Source organism: Paraburkholderia podalyriae, assembly GCF_014397785.1.
Lineage (GTDB): Bacteria > Pseudomonadota > Gammaproteobacteria > Burkholderiales > Burkholderiaceae > Paraburkholderia > Paraburkholderia podalyriae.
Window position 1 is genome coordinate 24,742 of the sequence record NZ_VZQQ01000013.1, and the last position, 23,514, is coordinate 48,255.

The following is a 23,514-nucleotide window of genomic DNA, read 5'->3' on the forward strand; positions in this document are numbered from 1 at the left end:
TTCGCAACAGCGGCAAGCCGGACGCATGCGCTCAGTGCGCATCAAAAACGCGTATCAAAAGCGGTAGTTGAACGTCGCGAGCAGCGTGCGGCCGATACCCGGCACCGAACGTCCGCCGTCCGACGGAATCAACGCGTCGTAGTAGTACTTGTTGGTCAGGTTCAGCAGGTTCAGGCGCACGTCGTACTTCTTCGCGTGATAGGCCGCGGTCGCATCCCAACGCGTGTAGCCCGGCACCTTCACATAGTTCGTGTTCGACGCATAACGCGGCGACATATAGATCGGACCGCCGCCGATTTCCCAGTGCGGCGTGATCGCATACGTGGTCCAGAAGGTCAGCGTGTTGCGCGGCGTGTTGGCCGGCGTGTGACCTTGCGTGCCGTCGGCCGCTTTCAGGATCGTCGCGTTCATGTACGTATAGCCGCCGAAAATCTGCCACTTGTCGGTGATGTGCCCGGTCACGCTCGCCTGGAAGCCGTCGACGCGAATGTTGCCGGCCAACTGGTACTCAGTCGGTGACACCTGCGTGCGCGCGTTGTCCTTTTCCTCGCGGAAGATCGCCGAGTTCACCGACATGTTGCCGCCGAACAGATCCCACTTGCCGCCGACTTCATACGACTTCGTGGATTCCGGCGCGAGGTTCTGCGTGAGGTTCGTGACCGTCAGGTTTTCGAGTGACGGGTTGAACGACGTGCCGTACGACACGTAGTACGACTGCCAGTCGGTCGGCTGATAGATGACGCCGGCGCGCACGCTCGTGAAATAGTTGGTCTGGCTCGCGTAAGCCGGCGCGCTAATCGTATTGCGGATTCCCGCCGAGAAGCGATCCCAGCGCACACCGCCGATCAACTTCCAGTGCGGCGTCAGCGTAATCGTGTCGTTCAGGTAAGCGGCGATTTCGTTCGCGCTCGAATCGGCGTAGTTGCCGAGCGTCGTCGTCACGTTCGACGGCGTGCCCATGATCGGCGGATCGAGCATCGGCACGATCGGCAGGTTGTTGCGCGTGTACGCCTGGTTCGTATAGCTGTCGTGACCCACTTCGACACCGGCGATCAGGTCGTGCCTGATCGGTCCGGTGTTGAATTTGTATTCGAGCATCGTGTCGTTGTAGATCGCGTGATTCTGGATCACGCGGTCGTGACTTTGCAGCTTGATGAACAGCTGCGACGGCGACAGCGTCGTGAAGTTGCCGTTGGTCAACGCCGTGCTGGACGACAACGGCCCGGTCAGCACCGCTTGCGGCGCGGTTTCGCGCGCGTCGGTGGTCGAGTGCGAGATCTGCGTCTGGTTCGTCAGCGTCAGGGCGTCGGAGAACTTGTGCTTGATCGCCGCGGTGAAGATCTGCACGTCCTGGATCGTGCGGTCGCTGGTCAAACCATAGAACGTGTTCTTCGGCACGGGCGCCGGACGGCCGTTCAGCGCCTGGATGCCGTAGTCGGGCATGTCGTGGTTGTGCTGGATCAGCGCGGACAGCGTAATCTCGGTCGGCGTGCCGATGCCCAGGCGCAGTTCCGGCGCGACGCCGAAGTCCTTGTTCTTCATCACGTCGCGCGTCGAGCCGAGGCTCTGGCCGAATGCGTTCAGGCGGATCGCCGAGGTGTCGGTCAGCTTGTGGTTCACGTCGACGGTAGAGCGGTAGCGGTCGTCGGTGCCGATCATGCCGGAGACTTCCGCCGAGTCCGTCAGGTTCGCCTTTTTGCTGACCTGATTGATCACGCCGCCGGTCGAGCCGCGGCCGAACAGCATCGACGATGGACCGTACAGCACTTCGAGCGATTCGAGGTCGAACGTGTCGCGGTAGTACTGGTTGCGGTCGCGAAAGCCGTCCAGATAGATGTCGTTCTGCGCGGTGAAACCGCGCAGGTTGATGTTGTTGCCGATCTGGCCGCCTTCGGCCGCGCCGATCGTCACGCCAGGCGCATTGCGCAGTGCGTCCGTAAACGACGTCGCGCCCTGCGAGGCGAGTAGATCGCGATTGATTACGGTGACGGTCTGCGGAATGTCGCGCAGCGCGGTCGGCGTCTTCGCGCCGACGCTCGCGCGATCGGCCTGGAAGTCCTGCCGAACGGATTGAGCTTGCACGCCGATGGTCGGCAGCGTCGGCGCGTCGGCCGCGTTGCTTTGTGCGTTGTTCTGTGCGTTCGCCGGCGCGCTGGAGGCGGCCGGTTGCGACGCGCTTTGCGGCGCGCTTTGCGCGAGCGCTGGGGTCACAAAAGGAATGGCAAAAGCGAGCGCTAGCGCTGTCGCGAGCGGCGTGTGATTGAGCATGGAAATCCCGTCAGAAATGCGACTGTCAAATTCGCATCACCGACGTCGAATTCATGACAAAGCCGCAAATGGCTGGCTGCCGCTCTCCGTTGTGCGAGATGGAGATGACGGGATGGCTGGCTATGTTTAAATGAGAATCGCTATCATTTCACAACTGTGGGAAGTCAGCAATCATGGCGTGCGTCATGCACACCGAATCGCGACTCGGTTTATCCTTTTTACAACACTGCGGTTTCATCAATTCGGCAGCGCTTTCCTGCCCCTCTGGAGTCGACCTTATGCAATATCGCCAATTCGGCCGCACCGGCCTGACCGTTTCGCGCCTGTGCCTGGGCACCATGACCTTCGGGCTGCAAACCGACGAAGCCGTATCGCATCGCATTCTCGACACCGCCGCGGACGCCGGCGTCAATTTCATCGATACCGCGAACGTCTACCCGCTCGGCGGCGGCGAAAATCTGGCCGGACACACCGAGGAAATCGTTGGACGCTGGCTGAAGGGCAAGCGCGAGCGCTTCATTGTCGCGACCAAGGCAGTCGGCAAAATGGGACCCGCCGCGTGGGACCAGGGCGCGTCGCGCAAACACCTGCTCGATGCGATCGAAGCGTCCTTGCAGCGCCTCAGCACCGATTACGTCGACCTGTACCAGCTCCATTCCGACGACCCGAAAACTCCGCTCGACGAGACGCTCGAAGCACTCGATGCGATCGTGCGCTCGGGCAAGGCGCGCTATATCGGCGTGTCGAACTTTCTCGCGTATCGGCTCGCGCGCGCACTGGGACGCGCGGACGTGCTGCGCGTCGCGCGCTTCGTGTCGGTTCAGCCGCGCTACAACCTGCTGTTTCGTCAGATCGAGCGTGAGCTGCTGCCGTTGGCCGCCGAGGAGCAACTAGCCGTGATGCCGTATAACCCGCTCGCGGGCGGACTGCTGACCGGCAAGCACCGGCTCGACGCGACGCCCGCCGAAGGGCGCTTCACCGAAAGCGTCGGCAATGCTGGCGCGATGTACCAGCAGCGCTACTGGCACGAGCGCGAGTTCGATACGATCGAGAAGCTGAAGGCGATCGCTGCGCCGACCGGCGAGTCGCTGGCGAAGGTGTCGATTGCGTGGGTGCTCGCGAATCCGCTGATCACGTCGGCGATCATTGGCGCGAGCCGCGCCGAACAGTTGAGCGATACGCTAGCGGCGGCCGACTTCACGCTCGATGACGCGATCAAAACGCAACTCGATGAAGCGAGCGTGCAGTACCGCTGGGGGGATGCGGCGCGCTAGGCGCGCGCCGGCAGATCGAGCGCGGCCCGGGGTTCGGCCGCGCGTCTTCACCGTCCGTAGCGCAGCACGGTGCTCGTCGCGGCGAGCACGTGGTCCTTGATCGCGGCGAGGAACGCGTCGCGCGTCAAGCCGGCCGGCAGCGCGTCGGGCGGCAGGTCGAGCGCATAGACCTGCGCGACGTAGTGATGCGGCACCTCGCCAACTGGCGGACACGGGCCGTAATAGCCGGGGCCACCGGTGCGATTCGTGCCGGCGACGCTGCCCGGCGGCGCGGCTTCGCCGTCGGCAAGTCCGGTCGCGCCCGGCGCGATGCCGTACACGATCCAGTGCACGATGCCGAGGCCTTTCGCGCCGTCGGGATCGAAGATCGTCACCGCGAAACTCTTCGTGCCGGCCGGCGCGTTATGCCATTGCAGGGCCGGCGACACGTTGGCGCCGCCGCAGTTGTTCGCACTCGCCGCGTGACGCGCGTCGAGCGTGCCGCCGTCGGTTAGTCCCGGCGACGATACCGCGAAGGCCTGGGCCGCATATGCAGGCTCGCTCGCGTAAGCGAACAGCGCGCAAGCGCCGACGGAGAGCAAACGTCGGACGAGGGTCAGGTGGTTGCTGGTCATTGGGAGTCTCCGGGTTTGGAAGATAGCCGAGGGCATCGAAAGGAGCGTGACAGCGGTCGCAAGCGCATCGAGCGCCGACCATGCATCCGCCCCGCCCCATCACTTCGGCTCGAACCGCCCCGTCTTCTGCGTCGCCTCCGGATACTGCCGCGTTTCGCGCACCGACAGCGGATGCCACAACCTCGCGCCGCCCTCGATCCCCGCATCGTTCGATACGGTCGCCACGTTCGCCGGCAGCGCGAACTTGATGCGCGCCGCGTTGCCGCCGCCGATCCACAACTTGTCGTAATTGACCAGCGAATCGAGAATGCCGATCACCTTCTCGACACGCCGGTTCCAACGCTTGTTGCCGATCTGCTCGCGCGCGGCCTCGCCGATGTATTCGTCATAAGCGACGCCCTTCTTGCTGACCGGATGATGCGCGAGCTCCAGATGCGGCATCAGCTCGCCATCGCGAAACATCGCGGTGCCCGCGCCGGTGCCGAGCGTCAGCACGAATTCGAGGCCGTGACCTTCGATCGCCGCGAAGCCTTGCATCTCGGCGTCGTTGATCATCCGCACCGGCAGACCGCCCAGGCGTTGCGCGAGCGAATCCGCGAGCGCAATGTCGTGCCAGCCTTCGATGCCGAAGTGCGGCGCGGTCAAAATGCGGTTGTTGCGCACGACACCCGGAAAACCGATCGAGATGCGGACAGGCTTCACCTGTTCGATCAGCGGCGCCGCCAGTTGCGCGAGCGCGTCCACCAGCTGGTCCGGCGTGCACGGATGCGGCGTCGCAACGCGCGCGCGCCCGGTTTTCATCTGCCCATCGGCGTCGATGATCGCGGCCTTCAGGCCGGTGCCGCCGACATCGATCGCGAGGATGTGCTCGCTGCCGCTTTTCGGCGCGTTCTGCTTCACTGCGTTCTTCTTGCGTGTCGCCACGATGTCCCCCGATTGTGTTGAGGCGGTTTTGATGCGTGTCTGCATGTTGGTTCAAAAGTGTTGGTTCAACGCGCGCTACGGCTTGCCGCCGGGCGTATTCTGCCGCAATGGCCGCCACGCGTGGCCGTCCCGCGCGAGCAGCGCGTCGGCTTCGGCCGGGCCGTCGCTGCCGGCCGCATAGCCTCGCACGGCAATCGCGCCGCCAGTCCTGGCATGCAGCACATCGTCGACCGCGCACCAGCTCGTCTCGATGCTGTCGGCGCGCTGGAATAACGTCGCGTCGCCGAGCATGCAGTCGTACAGCAGCGTCTCGTAGCCGACGTTGGCGCTCCCGGCGAAAAAGTCGTCGTAGTTGAACGACGACTGCACCGCACCGATCTGCATCACCGGCCCTGGCGCCTTCACGTTGAAATCGAAGCTCGAGCCGTGCGTGGGATCGATGCGCAACGTCAGCACGTTCGGCGTCAATGCATCGACCGGCGTATCGCGGAACAGGCGGAACGGCACCGGCTTCAGCTGCACCGAAATCTCGGTGCGGCGTACCGCGAGCCGCTTGCCGGTACGCAGATAGAACGGCACGCCGGCCCAGCGCCAGTTCTCGACGAACACGCGCGCCGCCGCGTAGGTTTCCTTCGTGCTGTCGGGCGCGACGTCGGGCTCCTCGCGGTAACCCACACCGGCTGGCCCTTTTTCGTACTGGCCGAATACGACGTCGTCGGGCGTCAGCGGCTGGATCGCGTCGAACAGCTCGGCTTTCTTGTCGCGTACGGCTTCGGCGTCGAACGAATTCGGCGGCTCCATCGCCACGATGCCGAGCAGTTGGAACAGATGGTTCGGCACCATGTCGCGAAACGCGCCGGTCTGCTCGTAGAACCTGCCGCGCCCTTCGACGCCGATCGTTTCCGCCGCCGTGATCTGCACGCAGTCGATGTACTCGCGCCGCCAGACCGGCTCGAACATCGCATTCGCGAAGCGCACCGCGAGAATGCTCTGCACGGTGTCCTTGCCGAGAAAATGATCGATGCGGTACACCTGCGATTCTCGCGCATACGACAGGATGTGCGCGTTCAGATCGCGCGCCGATGCGAGATCGGTGCCGAACGGTTTCTCGATCACGAGACGCCGGAAGCCGCCGTTCGCGCCGTCGCCTTCCTTCAGCAGGCCGGCTTTGCCGAGCCGGTCGGTGATCGGTTCGAAAAAACGTGCGCCTACTGCGAGGTAGAAGATCGCGTTGCCGCCTTTCGACTGATCGAGCTTTCGCTTCAGCTTCGCGAACGTGTCGTCGGATTCGAATTCGCCCGCCATGTATTCGAGGCGCTGCGCGACCCAGTTCCACGCGTTGTCGTCGAGCTTGCCGGCGTGGAAGGTGCTGGCCTTGTCGGCGGCGAACTGCTGCAGCGACGTATGCAGGTCGTCGCACCATTCGCGCGTTTCCCGCTCGCCGTGATTGACGCCGATGATCTTCATGCTGTCGTCGAGCAGGCCATCGACCGCGAGGTTGTAGAGTGCCGGCATCAACAGACGTTTGGTCAGATCGCCGCCCGCGCCGAAGATCACGAGCGTGCACGGCGGCGCGGGCTTCTTGCCGGCCGGCGACGATAGCGCGTCGTCGTGTCGGTTCGCGCTGAGCTTGCAGCTGATCGCGGGCGTTGCGTTGCGTTGATCGGAAGAGGCGGAAGGGTTCGGTGTAGTTGACATGGGATTCACTTGGACCTTGGGAAGCCGATAGAACGAACTTGGCGAACGTGGCGATACGTGAAAGACCACCGGTGCAGCCGCACAGTTCAATCGCGTTCGCGCGCGAGCGCGCTCGGCGCGCTTACTTCGTCGTCGTGGCTGCGAGCGACGGCTCCAGTTCTTCCGTTGACGCCGGCGCTATCGCGGCTGACGATGCAGCAGCGGAAGCCGCCTCCGCCGGAATCGGCACGTTGCCCGACGCGGCCATCGCGCGCGGCTGCAACAGCAACGCGACGAGCCCAGTCCAACCGGTCTGATGCGAAGCTCCGACGCCGCGCCCGTTGTCGCCATGAAAATACTCGTGGAACAGGATCAGATCCTGCGAACGCGGGTCCGCCTGCAGTAGCGGATACGCGCCCATCACCGGCCGCTCGCCGTTCCTGTCCTTCAGAAACAGCGTGGTCGCGCGGCGCGCGAGTTCGTCGGCGATTTCGCTTAACGAGAACTTCTGGCCCGAACCGGTCGGATACTCGACACGAAAATCGTCGCCGTAATAGCGATGAAACTCATACAGCGATTCGATCAGCAGATAGTTGACCGGCATCCACACCGGCCCGCGCCAGTTCGAATTGCCGCCGAACACGCGGGTATCGGATTCGGCCGGCAGATACTTCACGCAGAAGCTGTTGCCGTTGTGCTGGAACACGAAAGGATGATCGCGATGGAACCGCGACAACGCCCGCACGCCATGATCCGAAAGAAATTCGCTCTCGTCGAGCGTGCGCCGTAACAACGCCTTCATCCGATGCCCGCGCAGCAGCGACAGTAGCAGCGCGTTGCCCTTGCCGGGCTCGTTCCAGCGCGACACGAGCTTCGCGAGATCGGGCCGATGTTCGAGAAACCAGACGAGGCGCTCGCGCAAGCACGGCAAGCCGCCGTGCAGACGCTCTTCGAGCACGTGCACGGCGAACAGCGGTATCAGTCCGACGATCGAGCGAACGCGCATCGGCATGCTGCTGCCGTCTGGCAGGCGCAGCTTGTCGTAGAAGAATTCGTCCGCGCTGTCCCACAGGCCCGTATCGCAACCGTCGTCGCAACTGACTGCTTCCGCGATGTACAGGAAGTGCTCGAAGAACTTCACACCGATATCGACGAACACATGGTTCGCGTAGGCGAGTTCGAGCGCGATACGCATCAGGTCGAGTGCATACGCGGCCATCCATGCAGTGCCGTCGGCCTGGTCGATGTGGCCGCCGGTCGGCAGCGGCGACGAGCGGTCGAAGATGCCGATGTTGTCGAGCCCGAGAAAACCGCCCTGAAAAATATTGCGGCCGTCTGCGTCCTTGCGGTTCACCCACCACGAGAAATTCAGCAGCAGCTTGTGAAATACGAGTTCGAGAAAATCGCGGTCCGCCTTGCCGGTCAGCGCGCGATCGATCTCGTACACGCGCCACGCGGCCCATGCATGCACGGGCGGGTTCGCGTCGCTCAACGCCCATTCGTAAGCGGGTAACTGGCCGTTCGGGTGCTGATAGCGGTCCTTCACGAGCAGCAGCAACTGCTTCTTGGCGAACGCCGGATCGATCAGCGCGAACGCGGCCGCATGAAAAGCGAGGTCCCACGACGCGTACCACGGGTACTCCCACTTGTCCGGCATCGATACGATGTCCGCGTTGCACAATTGCCGCCAGTCCCTGTTGCGGCCCTGCTTGCGCGCGGCGGGCGGGCTCGGCTGCAGCGGGTCGCCGTCGAGCCAGCGCTGCACGTCGTACTGGTAGTACTGCTTCGACCACAGCATGCCGGCGAGCGCCTGACGTTGCACGAGGCGCGCATCCGGGTCGGTGATCTCGTGCTGCAACGCGCCGTAGAATTCGTCGGCCTCGGCGAGGCGGCGCGCGATCAACGCGTCGGCATCGAATGGCGCTTCATCGGTCGCCGATTGCGGGTGCCAGCGCAGATACACGACCGCGCGTCCATGCGGCCCGAGTTCGAGCGCAGCATGCGCGGCGGCCCTGGTGCCCGCGTCGTGACGGATCGCGTTCGCGTCGGCGTGCACGAGGTAATCGTTGAAGCCGTCCTTGAAAGGACCCGCGCCGTCCATGCCAAACAGCCGCTTCACGTTCGTGTCGTTCTCGCAGAACAGCCACGCGAGTTGCGGCGCGTCCTTCGACCACGCGGTCACGACGATCGGCTCGTGCACATGGTGATGGCCAAGCAGACGCACCGCGCCGTTATGATCGGTGCCAGCGACGAGCTTCGGCTTGTCCTTGTTCTGCTTCCACGACCACGAGTTGCGCGCCCAGATCTGCGGCAGCACATCGAGCGACGCCGCCTCGTCCGCGCGATTTTCGATCGTCACGCGCATCACGATGTCGTCCGGCGTGTTCTTTGCGTATTCGACCTGCACGTCGAAATAGCGCAGATCGTCGAATACGCCGGTATCGAGTATTTCGTACTCCGGCATGTCGCCGCCGCGGCGCGCGTTTTCGTCGATCAGGTCCTGGTATGGATAGGCCGTATGCGGGTACTTATACAGCATGCGCATGTAGGAATGCGTGGGCGTGCCGTCCAGATAGAAGTACAGCTCCTTCACGTCCTCGCCGTGATTGCCTTGCGAGTTCGTCAGGCCGAACAGGCGCTCCTTGATGATCGGATCCTTGCGATTCCACAGCGCGAGCGATACGCACCAGCTAAGCCGGTCATCGCCGAAACCGGCGATGCCGTCTTCGCCCCATCGGTAGGCGCGGCTGCGCGCATGGTCGTGCGGAAAGGAGTCCCAGGCGGTGCCGTTCGCGCTGTAGTCCTCGCGCACCGTGCCCCACTGGCGTTCGCTCAGATACGGCCCCCAGCGCTGCCAGTGGCCGCATTCGGCCGAATGCAGCCGGGAACCTTCGATCGTGGCAAACAGATTGGCAGCGCGCAGCGGTGGCATGGCAACGTCCTTACAGCAGGCCTGGCGGTGGGACCCACATCGTAGCGCGGTTTACGCGCCGTTGCGCTCGAAGCGGGCAAGCAGACTTTCGACGCGCAGCAATTCGCCGAGCGACCAGGCCTGGAACGGCGTGCCGGCGGCCGCGTGCGGCGCGTCGCCATCGGCGATCTCCGAGAGGTGGTCGAGGCCAGCGCGATCGAGCTGCGCGTACAGCGGGGCGAGAAAGCGCGCCCTCGCCTGCGCGAGATTCTCAGCGCTAGCGCCATTGACCCGCAGCCACGCTTCGACGAACGGGCCGATCAGCCACACCCACACGGTGCCCTGATGATAGGCGCCGTCGCGTTCGAGCGGCACGCCGCCGTAGTGGCCGCGATAGGCCGGGTCGGATGGCGCGAGCGAGCGCAGGCCGAGCGGCGTCAGCAATTGCGCCTCGACCTGGCCCACCACCGCGCGCGCCGCCGCGCCTTCGAGCAGTGCAAACGGCAGGCCGCCGATCGCGAAGATCTGGTTCGGCCGGATCGAGCGGTCTACCGTGCCCGGCTGATCATCGACGTCGACGTTATCGAACAGCGCCTGCGTGACAGGATCGACGAAGCGTCGACGAAACGCGACAGTCGCGCGCTCCGCAGCCTGCCGCCACTGCGGGTTCCATGCCGACGCGATCCGCAGCGCGTTGATCCACAGCGCCTGAACTTCGACCGGTTTGCCGATGCGCGGTGTGACGACCCAGTCGCCGACTTTCGCGTCCATCCACGTCAGTTGCACGCCGGGGATGCCGGCGCGCAGCAGGCCGTCGTCGGCGCAGGCGCCGATACTGAAGCGCGTGCCGTTGGTATAGCCGGTCAGGATCGTTTCGGCGGCTTGCTGCAGATGCGCGCGGGTTGGCGCGCTCGCATGCGGCGTCGCCAGATAGTCGTGAACGGCGACGATGAACCACAGCGATGCATCGACCGAGTTGTATTCGGGCGCGTCGCCGTAGTCGGGGAAGCGGTTCGGCAGCATGCCATCGGACAGCGTGCCCGACCATTCGAGCAGGATCGCTTCGGCGTCGTCGAGACGGTTCGATGCGATCAGCAGGCCGCGCATCCCGATGAAGGTGTCGCGGCCCCAGTCGGTGAACCACGGGAAGCCCGCGAGGATCGTGCGGCCTTCGTTGCGCGTGACGACGTAGGCGTCGGCCGAGCGTTGCAGGCGCGAGCCGAGCGCGGCGCGGCGTTGTTGCTCGGCGTGGACGAGGTAGGTGGCGCGAGCGGCGGTTCGAGTTTTGTCGCTCGTGCTCGCGGTTGCTGCCGTGCTCGACGCGTTCGACGCGCTCAGAATCATCACCGCTTCGCCATCGGCGAGATCGAAGCTGAACACGCCGGGCGTCGCCAGGTCTTCGCTGCAATTAAGGCCACGCTCCTGTTCGCGCACGTAGCAGAAGTTGCGATACCAGTCGGGCGCATGCGCGTAGGCGCCGTTCGTCGCCGCCCGCACGAGCGGCAGTCCGCCATACGGTTGCCAGCTCGCGCACGATTGATCGGCGCTGACCTGCGCGCCGAAGTTGAAAACCGGATTCTCGTGATGCAGCGCATGATAATCGCGGCCCGACAGCAACGGTCTGACCTTCAGCACTGGCGCATCGAGCTCGCCGCCTTCGAGCCGCCAGCGCAACACGGTTTCGCACGTCGGCTTGCTGACGAATACGTCGGCGATCACCGCCGCATGGGCATCGAGTTGAACGCGCCATGTCGGCCACGGCGCGGTATCGAAACTGGCAACGCGTCCGCGCAGATCGGGATAGATCAAGTCAGGCCCATAGCGTTGCATGCTCAACGGGAAGCGCTGACCGCCGACCTCGACCCACGCCTCGATGCCGTTGACGAACACCATGCGCCCGCCCGGCGCGCGCGTCGCGGCGAGCAACAGCGCGTGGTAGCGACGCGTGCGCAGCATGCCGACCGTGCCCGAAGCAAAGCCGCCGAAGCCGTCGGCTTCGAGCCATTCGTCTTCGAGTTCGGAGATGTCGATAGGTGATTCGATGCGAGTCATTGAATCGTGCTCATGCGCGAACATAAAGCAGCAAACATAGCGCAGATGGCATCGCCATGAACATTGACCTTCCCGATACTTCCAGCTTTCTTTCGATCAACTGACGATTTATCGAAAATTATGCCGCGCGCAAACGTTTCACAATTATTTCTTGAAAGGAATGGAGACTGCACCCGCTTTCATCGAACCGGATGCAGACATGAGAAAAACCACGTGCATCGCGAGCGCCGCATTGCTGGTGTTCGCCACGATAGCGTTGAACGGTTGCGGCGCGGACGACTCCCCTTCCGCGAGCAACGCGACGACCACGGCCGCAGCTCCGAACGACGCGGCGCAAGCACCCGCGACGGCGGCAGCGGCCACACCGAATGCCTCCGCGTCATTCGCTGACAACGCAGCGAGTGGCGCTGCCGGCACCGCGGACCCGGTCATGCAAAACATCCAGGCCAATCTCGCGGCCGACAGCCAACAGGTTGCGCCGGTCATGCGCTATGCGCCCGGCGACAGCGCGAACCACTAGCCCGCAACTGATCAGCCAGAGCAACGCGTAACCGACCACGAACCACCCCAACGGCGCGTTCACCCGCGCTATTCTTCCCCTACGCAGAAGGTGATATTCGATGACATCAACTAGCCGTCGCCGTTTCCTGCAGACCGTGGCTTCATCCGCGGGCGCCGCCGCCGCGATGACCGCATTGCCCGAGTCGATCCGCAACGCGCTCGCCGTGCCCGCGTTTTCGCGCACGGGCACGATTCGCGATGTCGAGCACATCGTCGTGTTCATGCAGGAGAACCGCTCGTTCGACCACTACTTCGGCCATCTGCGCGGTGTGCGCGGCTACAACGACCGCTTCCCGATTCCGCTGCCGAGCGGCCTGCCGGTGTGGAACCAGCCGTCGAAGGAAGACCCGACCAAGCCGGTGCTGCCGTTCCATCTGAACACCGCGACGACGAGCGCGCAATGCGTCGGCGATCTCGATCACACGTGGTACAAGACCCATTATGCGATCGACGGCGGCCGCTACGACCAGTGGCCCGCCAACAAGACCGACATGACGATGGGCTACCACCTGCGTAGCGACATCCCTTTCCACTACGCGCTCGCCGACGCATTCACGATCTGCGATGCGTACTTCTGCTCGCTGCCGGGACCGACGCACCCGAACCGCGCCTATCTGATGACCGGCATGGTCGACCCGACCGGCACGATGGGCGGCCCGCTGCTCGACAACAACGACTGGGTCGACGGCGACGGTCCGCCGAACTATCAGCTGCTGTCGTGGACCACGTATCCGGAGCGCCTGCAGGCCGCGGGAATCTCGTGGCAGATCTATCAGCAGGGCACGTCGGGCGTCGATCCGCTGAACGGCAACTACGGCACCAACGTCCTGCAGAACTTCACGAACTTCATCAACGCGCAGCCGGGTTCGCCGCTCTACGAGCGCGCGCAAACCGTGCGCACGATCGACGACCTGAAAGCCGACGTCCTCGCGAACCGGCTGCCGCAGGTGTCGTGGCTGTGCCCGCCGGCTGCGTACTCGGAGCATCCGAGCTACACGCCCGCGTACGGCGCGGAATACACGTCGCAGATTCTCGATGCGCTGACGTCGAACCCCGAGGTGTGGAGCAAGACCGTGCTCTTCATCATGTATGACGAGAACGACGGCTTCTTCGATCACCTCGTGCCGCCGCAACCGCCGACGACGTCCGCGCAGGGCAAGTCGACGGTGACGACCGACGGCGAGATCCACAATGTCGTCAATCCGCAGCGCGGCGGCAGCTACACCGCCGACGGCTATCCGTATGGCCTCGGCCCGCGCGTGCCGATGACGATCGTGTCGCCGTGGACCAAGGGCGGCTTCGTGTGCTCGCAGGTGTTCGATCACACCTCGGTGATCCGATTCATCGAGTCCCGCTTCGGCGTGCATGAGCCGAACATCACGGCGTGGCGTCGCGCGGTGTGCGGCGACCTGACCACCGCGTTCGACTTCCGCACGCCGGATTCGAAGATGCCGCCGCTGCCGGATACCAGCAACTACATGAGCATCGCCGACAACCAGTGCAAGACACAACCGAAGCCGACCGTGCCGGCTACGCCGACGCCGGTCGATGCACAGGAAGCGGGCATCCGTTTCGCGCGCGCATTGCCGTACGAACTGCATGTGAACGGCGCGGCGAACGCGGGCAATAACACGTTCGAAATCACGATCGGCAACACCGGCGACCAGGGTGCGCACTTCTACGTGTACGCGACGAACCGCACCGACGGTCCGTGGCGCTACACGGTCGAAGCGGGCAAGTCGCTCAGCGATACGTTCGACCTGAGTACGACCAACGGCGTCTACGCGTTCGACGTGTTCGGCCCGAACGGCTTCGTGCGCAAGTTCGCGGGCAACACCCAGGCGAGCACGCAAAACACGCAGAATGGGCATGGCAACGGTCGAGACAACGGTCGTGACAACGACCAGCCGGCGCAGCCTGAAGTGACCGCTCAATACGACGTCGCCAATGGCAACGTGTTCCTGAAGTTCACCAACAGCGGCGGCGGCATTGCGCATCTGACGGTGATCGACAACGCGTACGGCGCGCGCCCGCGCACGGTGCTCGTGCCGACCCATGCGCGTATCGACGAAGGCTGGGTACTTGCGTCGAGCCATCACTGGTACGACCTGACGGTGACGAGCAGCGACGACGCAAGCTTCTCGCGCCGCTTTGCCGGTCACGTCGAGAACGGCCGGCCGAGTATCAGCGATCCGGCGGCGGTTGCGCCGGTGCTGACGGCGAGCTGAGCCTGGCGCTTGCGGTTGGTGTCGTGACTGCGGTGTGATTCGGCATCCTGTTCCGGCTACGTGTCGGACAGGATGCCGATGTTTTTTGGGCTCGTATCGAAGCGCGCTGCTTAAAGACCGACGTCCGGCAGTGTCGGACGCGTGGCGAGCGCCTTTGCGACGATGCCTTTGACTTCGGCGAGCGTGTCGTCTTGCAGCGCGAGGCGCGGCGGACGCGTGACGGCGCTGCCGCGGCCGAGCAGTTCCTCGCACAGCTTGATGCATTGAACCAGGTCGGGGCGCGCGTCGAGGTGCAACAGCGGCATGAACCAGCGGTACAGCGACAGCGCCTCATCGAAGCGCTTCTGCGTCGCGAGACGGAACAGCGTCTCGCCTTCCTTCGGGAACGCGTTCGACATGCCCGACACCCAGCCTTGCGCACCGACCGCGATGCTTTCGACCACCACATCGTCGAGGCCGGCGAACAGCACGAAGCGGTCGCCCACTGCGTTGCGCAGATCGATGAAGCGCCGCGTGTCGCCCGAGGAATCCTTGAAGCAGACGATGTTCTCGCAGTCCTGCAGTGCGATCAGCACGTCCGGCGTCACGTCGTTCTTGTAGATCGGCGGGTTGTTGTAGATCATCACCGGCAGGTCGGTGCTGGTTGCGACCGAGCGGAAATGCGCGGCGGTTTCGTGCGGCTTGGCGGAATAGACGAGCGCCGGCATCACCATCACACCGTCGACGCCGACACGCGCCGCTTCACGCACCGTCTGCCGCGCGAACTCGGTCGTGAACTCGGCGACGCCCGCGACGACCGGCACCTTGCCGCCGGCCGCGTCGCGCGCGGCCTCGATCACCTGCAGCTTTTCCGACGTGCTCAGCGAGGTGTTTTCGCCGACCGTGCCGCAGACCACCAGACCCGACACACCGTCCCTGACGAGATTGCTGACCACGCGGTGCGTCGCGTCGATGTCGAGCGAAAAATCCGGCTTGAACTGGGTGCTAACGGCGGGAAACACCCCGCTCCATTGGATAGCCTTCATTTTGTCCGTCTCCTTCTAAAAGCCGGCCGCGCCGACACACGTTGAATATGACAACGAGTATCGGCCTTTACCCCGACGCGGGCTTGGACTTTTTCGTAGCTGAAAGAGATTAAATCCGCACAATCGGCGGGGCGCCGAATCGCCGGTTGTTCGGTGCCAGCTACTTCGCGGCAAGGCGGCTGCGGCGCACGTGAGCGCCGTCGCGCGACGCTTCGAAGTGGCCCCCGAATGCCGAGTCCGGCATAGCGCTCACGCGATCAGGCGCCCAGCAATACGCCCATTCGGATCGGCCGGGTGCCGGTCACGCGGCCGAGCGGCGCGCCGGCGGTCACGAAACGGATCGCGCGCCGCATATACAGCACCCCTTCGGTCTGGCTTGCGATCGTGGTCGTCTCGTCGGTCAGCGGATCGACGATATCGAACAGCGGCTGGCCGACCCGGATCGTGTCGCCGATCTGCGCGCGGTGCACCAGAATCCCGCTCACTGGCGCATGGAACTGCTCGCTGCCCGCGAGCGGCGTCGCCGGCGCCAGCAGCGGCGGCAATGGCCTGGCCTCGCCCCGGATCGCGCCGCGCCACACCAGAAAGTCGACGAGCGCGTCGGCATCCTGCTGCGCGACTTCGTACGACACGTCGCGCTGGCCGCGACATTCGACCGTCACCGCGATCGAGCCGGTCGGCACCGGCTTGCTCGCCGGCATCTGCTGCTGCAAGGTCCACCACAGCAGGCTGTGGGTTTCGTCGAACGCGCCGCCGCCCGAATCCGTCGCGAGCAACGAGGCCTCGGCGCCGAGGTAGCGCGACAACGGCTCGAACTCGGCCCACGCGGCCTCGCTCGTGTACACATGCATCGCCGCTTCGAGCGAGCAATGCAGATCGATCACGACGTCCGCGTCGCACGACAGCTTCAGGAGCGCCAGTTGCAGCGACTCGAATTCGGTCAGCGGCTGTTGTTGCGCGAGTTCCGCCGTGAGCAGCTCGCGCACGATGCGGAGGTTCTCGTTCGCATCGGCGCCGAGCGCCTCTTTCGCATTCGCAACGAGTTTCGCGAACTGCACGAAATGCCGGTTGAAGTTCTTGCCGCTGCCGAGATCGAAGCGGCCGATGAACTGACCGAGCACGTATTGACCGAGTCCGACCGGATTCGACACCGGCACGAGCACGATTTGCGCGTTCAGCGCGCCGGCTTCCTCGAACTCCCCCAGACGCCGCTTCAGCAGCACCCCGGTCAGCATAGCGGGCGTTTCGTCGGCGTGCAGCGACGCCTGGATCTAGATCTTCTGCCCGCTATCGGCCGGGCCGAAATGAAACGACACCAGTTCGCGGTGGGTGCCGATTGCTGGTGACAGAAGTGGAATCGATTGCCTGTTCATGAATGGGAAGTCGAGCGGATGAGGACAGCGTCATCGTAAGTCGCCGCTGCGCTTTAAAGAAGTCCCGTTCGGCCTATCATGATCACATTTACGTGGCATTAGTGATTGCCTGGTTACGCGCGTTCACGGCGGTCGCCGAGCGTGGCAGCATCCGCATATCCGCGCCGCATCAGGGCGCCGCTTTTAGCGCTGTTTTCCAGTCTTCACGTGAAAGACCCTCAACAGGAGTGTTCCAAATGATGAATCGAGACAATCCCGTCTGGCTGATCACAGGCTGTTCCACCGGCTTCGGCCGCGAGCTCGCGAAGCTTGTGCTCGAACGCGGCTGGCGCGCGGTCGTCACCGCGCGCGATGCATCGAAAGTGAAGGACATCGCAGAGGGGCACGGCGAGCGCGCGCTGGTGCTGCCGCTCGACGTGACCAATCGCGCGCAAATAGAAACCGTGGTCGCGCAGGCGAGGCGTCATTTCGGCCGCATCGACGCGCTCGTCAACAACGCGGGCTACGGTTATCTGGCCGCGATCGAGGAAGGCGAGGACAGCGAAGTCCGCGCGATGTTCGAGACCAACGTGTTCGGCCTCGTCGACATCACGAAGGCCGTGCTGCCGATCATGCGTGAGCAGCGCAGCGGTTTGATCGTCAACGTGTCGTCGATCGGCGGGATTGCGAGTTTCGCCGCGACCGGCTACTACCATGCGACGAAGTACGCTGTCGAAGGGCTGTCGGAATCGCTCGCGCTCGAGGTGAAACCGCTCGGCATCGGCGTGCTGATCGTCGAGCCGGGGCCGTTCCGCACCAACTGGGCGGGTCCGTCGATCAAGCAGTCGGCGACGCGGATCGACGACTACGCGTCGACCGCCGGCGAGCGCCGCAAGCAGACCGAGGCGCGCAGCGGCAAGCAGGCCGGCGACCCGGTGCGCGCGGCGCAAGCAATCATCGATGCGGCGTTGTCGGACGCGCCGCCGCTGCGTCTGCTGCTCGGCAAGACTGCGCTCAATCTCGCGTACAGGAAGCTCGATTTGCTGCGCGGCGATTTCGACACCTGGCGAGCGAAGACCGAGGGCGCGGATTATCCGGAAGGAACGGCGTAGAGCGGGTTATCGGCCAGTCTCGGCGCGCCGCTTAAAACTCCACCAGCGCAAAATCTTCCTTGCCCACATCGCACAGCGGGCAGCGCCAGTCGGCCGGCACATCGGCCCAGCGCGTGCCCGGCGCGATGCCTTCTTCCGGCACGCCGGCGGCTTCGTCGTAGACCCAGCCGCAGATCACGCAGACCCATTGCTTGAAGTCGTCGGCCGCGGCGATGTTCGCAGCCGTCGGCGCAACGAGCGTATCGGTCGCGGCGGCATCCGCCGCGTGCGGGCGCCCCGTCGCATCGAGGCTCACGACGAGCGGTGCGACCGTGCCGCAACCGGTTCCCGCGAGCCGCGCCTGCAGGCGGTCGAGCAGGCGCTGCGCTTCGTCGTGGGTCAGATCGATCCAGTACGGATCGCCGGCGCCATCGTTGAGCCGCTCGGGGGAAAACTGGATTTCTACGGCTACGCCCTTCTTGTACATGGCAATCAAAAATCTCGAGAAAGCCGGCGACGCGCCGGCATATGGCCCCTGCGCAACGCGGGCGCTGCTTCAGCGCGCCTGGACCAGCAGATTCAGCGCGATCGAGGCGATCAGGCCAGCGGCGCCGATGAGGCCAAGCAGTTGCAGCAGAGTGAGGGATTTACGGGAGTTGGTGGGGATTTGTTGCGTGGTCACAAGCGTGTCTTGAAGTCGGAAAAAGCGCAATGGTACACGGGTGCGGACGCGACGAACGTCGATTGGCGCAAACTCATGCGCAATTAAAGTACCGGGCGCTATTATCGCCGCTCGCGCGCCGCGCATTGTCTACCGAGGGGAGATGGATTGATTCCCGACGAGCGGGAAAGGCGTGGCGGGATGGGGTGCACGGCGCCGGCAAACACACCCGCGCACACCAGCGCCGCGCGCGCTCAGGTCTTGGCGAGCGGGTCGCCGTGACGCGAATCCCAGAAGCGGATCACCGCCGTATTGCCGGTGCCCGCGCCGACCACCGGGTCGGGCGCGCCGCACTCGCGCAGCAGCGCGCGCAGATCGTTGATGACCGGAAACACCTCGTGATTCCAGTCGGCTCCCTGCGAATCGTGGGCGCGCTGCTCCGCTTCCACGATCTCGCGATCCTCCTTGAAAATGCGTTCGGTGAACCACACCAGCAGTGGCCATGCGAGGTTCATCACGCCCGGAATGCCGGGCTTGCGGATCGACAGCAGGCCGAACGTTCGGTTGGTGCGCTGCTCACGATCGAGCGGCACATAAATGATCCACAGGTCCATCACCAGCGTCTGCTCGTCGTTGCGGATCTGCAGGGTCTGATATGGGTATTCGGTGCGGATCGTCATCACGTCTTTGTGGTTGAAGCCACCGGTCTTGCGCCTCTCGCCGAACACCATCGCCTCGCCGAACGGCTGCTGGCCCTCCACGCGCGCAAACGTGTAGTCGACCTCGACCCAGCCTTCGCCGCGCCGCCGGCCGACCGAGCGCGCACGCATACTCCCCATCTGGCGCCGATGCAGGAACTGGTGATTCATGTCCATCAGGTTCTCGTGCATGAACGAATAATGACACTTGACCGGACGGCCAAAGCGACGCGTCTTGTACTTCGGGTCCGACACCGAGCGAAAGCCCGGCAGCGGCCGCTCGGCCGCGAGCGCGGCGTCGCCCGGAAACACGAAGATCAGTCCCTCGACTTCTTGACACGGATACGAGCGCACGCCGTTCGGTAGACGCTCGCGACCGAGGTACGGCACATCGATGCACTTGCCCGAGCAGTCGTAGGTCCAGCCGTGATAGCCGCAGCGAATCGATTCGCCGTCGACCATGCCCTGGTGCAGCGGCACCTGCCGATGCGCGCAGCGATCTTCCAGCGCGAACACTTTGCCGCTCTCGGTGCGCGCGAGCACGATCGGATCGCCGGCGAAGGTCACGCCGAGCGTCTTGCCGCGCTTCACTTCATGCGACCACGCGAGCGGGTACCAGTAATCCGGATGAATGGCGACGCGGCGCAGATCGCGCACCGGCGCGTCGTGAGTGGCTTGGGCAGGCGCGGCAGCGAGCGTTGCGCCGGCGATTTCCTGGTCCTGTTCTAGCGGGGGAACTGCATGCATAGGTCAAGCCTCCGTGCACCAGCGGATGGAAGGTTGCCGCGCTGCATCGCAGTGCGGCATCTTCACCAGTCTACTTGATGCAGCCGCCGCATGGCACTTTCGCCGACATGCGCGATGCGTCGCAGCGCACGTTGCGCAGCAGCGCGCATCAGGATGAACGAGCTGCCTTTACCACACCCACCCTACAGAAACATTGACCTGCTCTTCGAGTTGCTCAATCCTCGTCGACCGCGACGAGCCCGGAGCGCCGTTGCACGCCCCACGCGCGGCCGCCGCGCAGGAAGTGCAGCCAGCCGAGCGCGGCGCCCAGATGACGTGCGAGCTGGAACGAGAACGGCTCGACAACGGCCGCGAGCATCGCCATGCCGAGGCTGTTGCCACTGCGCTCGCCGGTCCAGCGCCGGTACAGATGGATGCTCCACAGGTAGAACGCGACATCGATCGCCGTTTTCAGGCCGATCACGCTGAAGATCGACACGACGATCGCACCGTGTCCGCCAAACAGAAAGCCGAGCAGCAATGCGAATGCGGTGAGGCCGTAGATCGGCTGCATCGTGTCGACCGCCTTGACCGGCAGCATCAGCATGCCGAGCGTGCCGTAGCGCCGATTGCCGGTCATGTCGCGGTTCCAGTACTGCGTCTGCAGGAAGCCCGCGAACCAGCGGCGGCGCTGGCGCAGAAAGCTCGCGAGGGTGTCGGGCGCATCGGTGCGCGCATGCGCTTGGCCGACCACGCGCACGTCCCAGCCGAGTTCGTGATCGACCGAATAGCGACGCAGCCGGTGAATCAGCTCGTAGTCCTCGACCAGACACTGCGGATCGAAGCCGCCGACAGCGACGAGCGCATCGCGCCGGAACGACGCGAACGCGCCCGAAATCAGCAGCAGGCTGTCCGCGCGCATCCACGCGAAACGCGCGATGAAGTTGCGCATGTACTCGTAGGTCTGGAACCACTGAAACACGCGGCCCGACACCGACTTGCCGCAGACCGGCACGAGAATGCCCGCCGCCGCGACGAGCTTCGGCTGGCTCGCGAACGCGGCGCGCATCGCGTAGGTGGCATCGTCGTCGAGCAGCGTGTCGGCGTCGACGGTCATGACGGTGTCGGTCGTCATCACGGTGATCGCGGCGTTCAGCGCGCGCGCCTTGCCTCCGTGCGGCACGCGCAGCCAGAACAGGTTTGGATGCAGCGAACTCGGCGCGCTCAGCACGCCTTCGGCGGCGGGCGTGAGGCCGAAGCGTTGCGTGAGCAGGTCGGCGGTGGCGTCGGCGGAGCCGTCGTCGGCGATCACGATCTGCGCCGGGCCGTGCGTTTGCCTCAGCAGCGCGGCGAGCGTGACCGGCAACACGGCCGCCTCGTTATGCGACGCGACGATGACACCCATGCGCGGCAGCTCGCGCTGTTCGTAGTCGGCTTCGAGAGGCGGCGCGCGGCGCGTGAGCGGCAACGATTTCCACGTGACGAATGCGAGCAGCAACGTGTCATAGACGACATACGCGATACCGGTCGACCACGCGAGCGCGCCACGCAGAAAAAACGCGCGCGCGAACAGCAGCGCCCATAGCATGACGACGCTGGCATGGATCAGCGTGCTCGATAGCGTCGCGCGACGCGGCAGGATGCGCGGCGAAGCGACAGCGAGCGCCTGTTCGAGGGTTTTCTTCAAGGCAAGTGTTTTCAGGTTGGCGGGGCTGCGTCTGGTTGATGAAGCCGACTTCACGGCGTCATGCGCTTCAACACCGATTTGCGATCGAGCCACTCATGCTTGAGCGCGCCGCCGATATGCATCGCCAGCAACGCATAGAGCGCATAGCCGAGCCACGTATGCAGCGCACCGAAGCGATCGTGCAACGACTCTTTCAGTGTCGGATTGAGGTGCATCACATAGCCGATGCGCGGCCATTGGAATAGACCGAACCACTGCATCGGATGCGTGGCCGCGTCTTTCCACGCGGAATCGTGCAGCCAGCCGGATAGCGGCAACGCAATCATCAGCAGATACAGCGCGAAGTGCGCGAGACGCGCGGCGGTCTTTTCCCACGACGGAAATTCGCGCGGCAACGGCGGCGGCTCGTGCGACAGGCGCCACAGGATGCGCAGCAGCACGAGCCCGAGCACCGTGATGCCGATCGATTTGTGCGTGTCGATCACCGGACGAACCCAGTCGTCGGGCAACGAATCAGCGGACAGGCCCAGCACGACGTTGACGATCATTAGCAACGCGATCAGCCAGTGCAGCGTCATCGCGGTGCGCGTATAGCGCGGCGGGCGCATTGCATCGGTCGAATCGGTCAGGGAATTCGCTTGGGTGTTCATGGGTGTTCCGTTCGCGAAGGCGATGAATGCTGCGAAAGCTGTTTGAAAATCGGCGCTGCCGGTATCGGATTAACGCCCAAGTGTGCCGTTTTATTCCGCAAGGCGCTTGACGTGCGTGTTTCTGTTTGTTTCGGGCTTCAGCAGACGCAAGGCCGCAGCGACGTAGGCTTGCCCGCTAGCCCAGTCGCAGACTTCGCAATACATCGAGCACATACTGGGTCGGACGCTCCACCGTACCCGCGCGACAGGCCAGGCCCAGCTGCCGCCATAGCGCGGGGCGCAGCGGACGTGTGACGATGCGTGCGTCGGCCGATGCGCGGCTCGCTTCCTGCGGCAGCAGCGCGGCGCCGTATCCCGCGGCCACGAGGCTCCTGATCGCATCCGAGTAGTTGAGCTGGATGCGCGGCGTGGGGTGCTGCCCCGCCGCGCTGAACCATTCCGTCGTCAAACGCGAAAGCCGCGTGCTGGCGTCGTTCAGGATCAGCGGCTGCGCGGCGATCCATTGCGGCGTGATGCGAGCCGGACACGTCCATTCAGCCGGCATCAACGCGACGACGGGATCGCGGCGCCATTTTTCGATCGATAGCCCGCGTATCGGCGCTTGCGGCAGCGCCACGATACCCACGTCGAGCGACTCCTCCGCGAGTCGCGTCAGCGTTTCCTGCGAAGTCAGCACCGCGATTTGCACATCGATGCCGGGATGCTCCCCGGCCAGTCTTTCCAACGCCTGCGGCAACAGATTCGCGATGGCGGCGGTGGAAGCGCCGAGCCGAACGCGTCCACCGCGCCCTTCGACCTGTCGCCGCACGTCTTCCAACGCCTGCTCGGCATCGGCCAGCAACTGACGCGCATACGCCACCAGCGTCTCGCCGATCGCCGAGGCCCGCACCTGAGCGCGTTTGCGCGACAGAAGAGGCGCACCGACGCGGCTCTCGAGATCCGCGATGTGCAGACTGACCGTGGGGGGTGCGAGATGCAGAACGCGAGCCGCCTCGGCGAAAGAGCCGAGGTCGGCGACTACAACGAGCGTGCGCAGGCGGTCGAGACTGATTTCTCTCATCGGAATGGCATGGTCAGAAAATCTGAATCAGGCAGTCAGTAAACTCAACTTTTCC

17 protein-coding genes and 1 pseudogene are annotated in these 23,514 nt (G+C 64.5%); 4 read left to right on the forward strand and 14 right to left on the reverse strand.

Annotation, left to right across the window (positions count from 1 at the left end):
* Positions 1 to 54: 54 nt before the first annotated feature.
* Positions 55 to 2,268: a TonB-dependent receptor gene (locus F6X42_RS17090; RefSeq protein WP_187635352.1), complete on the reverse strand. Its 2,214-nt coding sequence runs from the start codon at positions 2,266 to 2,268 to the stop codon at positions 55 to 57.
* Positions 2,269 to 2,546: 278 nt separating this feature from the next.
* On the opposite strand from F6X42_RS17090, the gene F6X42_RS17095 reads away from it, so the two are divergent.
* A complete protein-coding gene (locus F6X42_RS17095; RefSeq protein ID WP_187635353.1) occupies positions 2,547 to 3,542 on the forward strand; it encodes an aldo/keto reductase in 996 nt (331 codons plus the stop codon).
* 47 nt (positions 3,543 to 3,589) lie between these two features.
* Here the strand turns inward: F6X42_RS17095 and F6X42_RS17100 are convergent, their stop codons facing one another.
* The 5 genes from F6X42_RS17100 to F6X42_RS17120 form a co-directional block, all read right to left on the reverse strand.
* Entirely contained in the window at positions 3,590 to 4,156 is a 567-nt protein-coding gene (locus F6X42_RS17100) for a YbhB/YbcL family Raf kinase inhibitor-like protein (RefSeq protein WP_187635354.1), read from the reverse strand.
* Positions 4,157 to 4,255: 99 nt separating this feature from the next.
* Positions 4,256 to 5,080, reverse strand: a complete 825-nt coding sequence (locus F6X42_RS17105) for an ROK family protein (protein ID WP_187635355.1) — start codon at positions 5,078 to 5,080, stop codon at positions 4,256 to 4,258.
* Between the two features lie 75 nt (positions 5,081 to 5,155).
* Positions 5,156 to 6,778 carry a glucose-6-phosphate dehydrogenase gene (zwf, locus tag F6X42_RS17110; RefSeq protein ID WP_187635356.1) on the reverse strand — a complete coding sequence of 541 codons (1,623 nt, stop codon included), beginning with the start codon at positions 6,776 to 6,778 and terminating at the stop codon, positions 5,156 to 5,158.
* A gap of 121 nt (positions 6,779 to 6,899) precedes the next feature.
* Positions 6,900 to 9,689, reverse strand: a complete 2,790-nt coding sequence (locus F6X42_RS17115; RefSeq protein WP_187635357.1) for an MGH1-like glycoside hydrolase domain-containing protein — start codon at positions 9,687 to 9,689, stop codon at positions 6,900 to 6,902.
* A 51-nt stretch (positions 9,690 to 9,740) separates the two neighbouring features.
* Positions 9,741 to 11,720, reverse strand: a complete 1,980-nt coding sequence (locus F6X42_RS17120) for an amylo-alpha-1,6-glucosidase (RefSeq protein ID WP_187635358.1) — start codon at positions 11,718 to 11,720, stop codon at positions 9,741 to 9,743.
* A gap of 199 nt (positions 11,721 to 11,919) precedes the next feature.
* On the opposite strand from F6X42_RS17120, the gene F6X42_RS17125 reads away from it, so the two are divergent.
* Positions 11,920 to 12,240, forward strand: a complete 321-nt coding sequence (locus F6X42_RS17125) for a hypothetical protein (RefSeq protein WP_187635359.1) — start codon at positions 11,920 to 11,922, stop codon at positions 12,238 to 12,240.
* A 100-nt stretch (positions 12,241 to 12,340) separates the two neighbouring features.
* Positions 12,341 to 14,509, forward strand: coding sequence for a phosphocholine-specific phospholipase C (locus F6X42_RS17130; protein ID WP_187635360.1), 2,169 nt, complete (start codon positions 12,341 to 12,343; stop codon positions 14,507 to 14,509).
* A gap of 110 nt (positions 14,510 to 14,619) precedes the next feature.
* On the opposite strand, the gene F6X42_RS17135 is transcribed toward F6X42_RS17130, so the two are convergent.
* Together F6X42_RS17135 and F6X42_RS17140 are read right to left on the reverse strand one after the other, a co-directional pair.
* A complete protein-coding gene (locus F6X42_RS17135; protein WP_187635361.1) occupies positions 14,620 to 15,534 on the reverse strand; it encodes a dihydrodipicolinate synthase family protein in 915 nt (304 codons plus the stop codon).
* 257 nt (positions 15,535 to 15,791) lie between these two features.
* Positions 15,792 to 16,907: pseudogene (locus F6X42_RS17140) on the reverse strand (succinylglutamate desuccinylase/aspartoacylase family protein).
* A 236-nt stretch (positions 16,908 to 17,143) separates the two neighbouring features.
* Between F6X42_RS17140 and F6X42_RS17145 the strand changes: the two are divergent.
* The gene (locus F6X42_RS17145; protein WP_187635362.1) at positions 17,144 to 17,998 is read left to right on the forward strand and encodes an oxidoreductase; all 855 of its coding nucleotides are present in this window, start codon (positions 17,144 to 17,146) and stop codon (positions 17,996 to 17,998) included.
* A gap of 31 nt (positions 17,999 to 18,029) precedes the next feature.
* Here F6X42_RS17145 and F6X42_RS43435 read toward each other — a convergent pair whose 3' ends face one another.
* The 6 genes from F6X42_RS43435 to F6X42_RS17175 form a co-directional block, all read right to left on the reverse strand.
* Entirely contained in the window at positions 18,030 to 18,464 is a 435-nt protein-coding gene (locus F6X42_RS43435) for a rubredoxin (RefSeq protein ID WP_222945631.1), read from the reverse strand.
* Positions 18,465 to 18,533: 69 nt separating this feature from the next.
* Positions 18,534 to 18,659 carry a hypothetical protein gene (locus F6X42_RS45300; RefSeq protein WP_281393982.1) on the reverse strand — a complete coding sequence of 42 codons (126 nt, stop codon included), beginning with the start codon at positions 18,657 to 18,659 and terminating at the stop codon, positions 18,534 to 18,536.
* A 233-nt stretch (positions 18,660 to 18,892) separates the two neighbouring features.
* The gene (locus F6X42_RS17160; protein WP_187635363.1) at positions 18,893 to 20,083 is read right to left on the reverse strand and encodes a Rieske 2Fe-2S domain-containing protein; all 1,191 of its coding nucleotides are present in this window, start codon (positions 20,081 to 20,083) and stop codon (positions 18,893 to 18,895) included.
* Positions 20,084 to 20,297: 214 nt separating this feature from the next.
* The gene (locus tag F6X42_RS17165; protein WP_187635364.1) at positions 20,298 to 21,749 is read right to left on the reverse strand and encodes a glycosyltransferase family 2 protein; all 1,452 of its coding nucleotides are present in this window, start codon (positions 21,747 to 21,749) and stop codon (positions 20,298 to 20,300) included.
* Between the two features lie 50 nt (positions 21,750 to 21,799).
* Positions 21,800 to 22,399 (reverse strand): cytochrome b, encoded by a 600-nt coding sequence (locus F6X42_RS17170; RefSeq protein ID WP_187635365.1) that lies wholly within the window; start codon positions 22,397 to 22,399, stop codon positions 21,800 to 21,802.
* A 175-nt stretch (positions 22,400 to 22,574) separates the two neighbouring features.
* Positions 22,575 to 23,459, reverse strand: coding sequence for a LysR family transcriptional regulator (locus tag F6X42_RS17175; protein WP_187635366.1), 885 nt, complete (start codon positions 23,457 to 23,459; stop codon positions 22,575 to 22,577).
* Between the last annotated feature and the right edge of the window lie 55 nt (positions 23,460 to 23,514).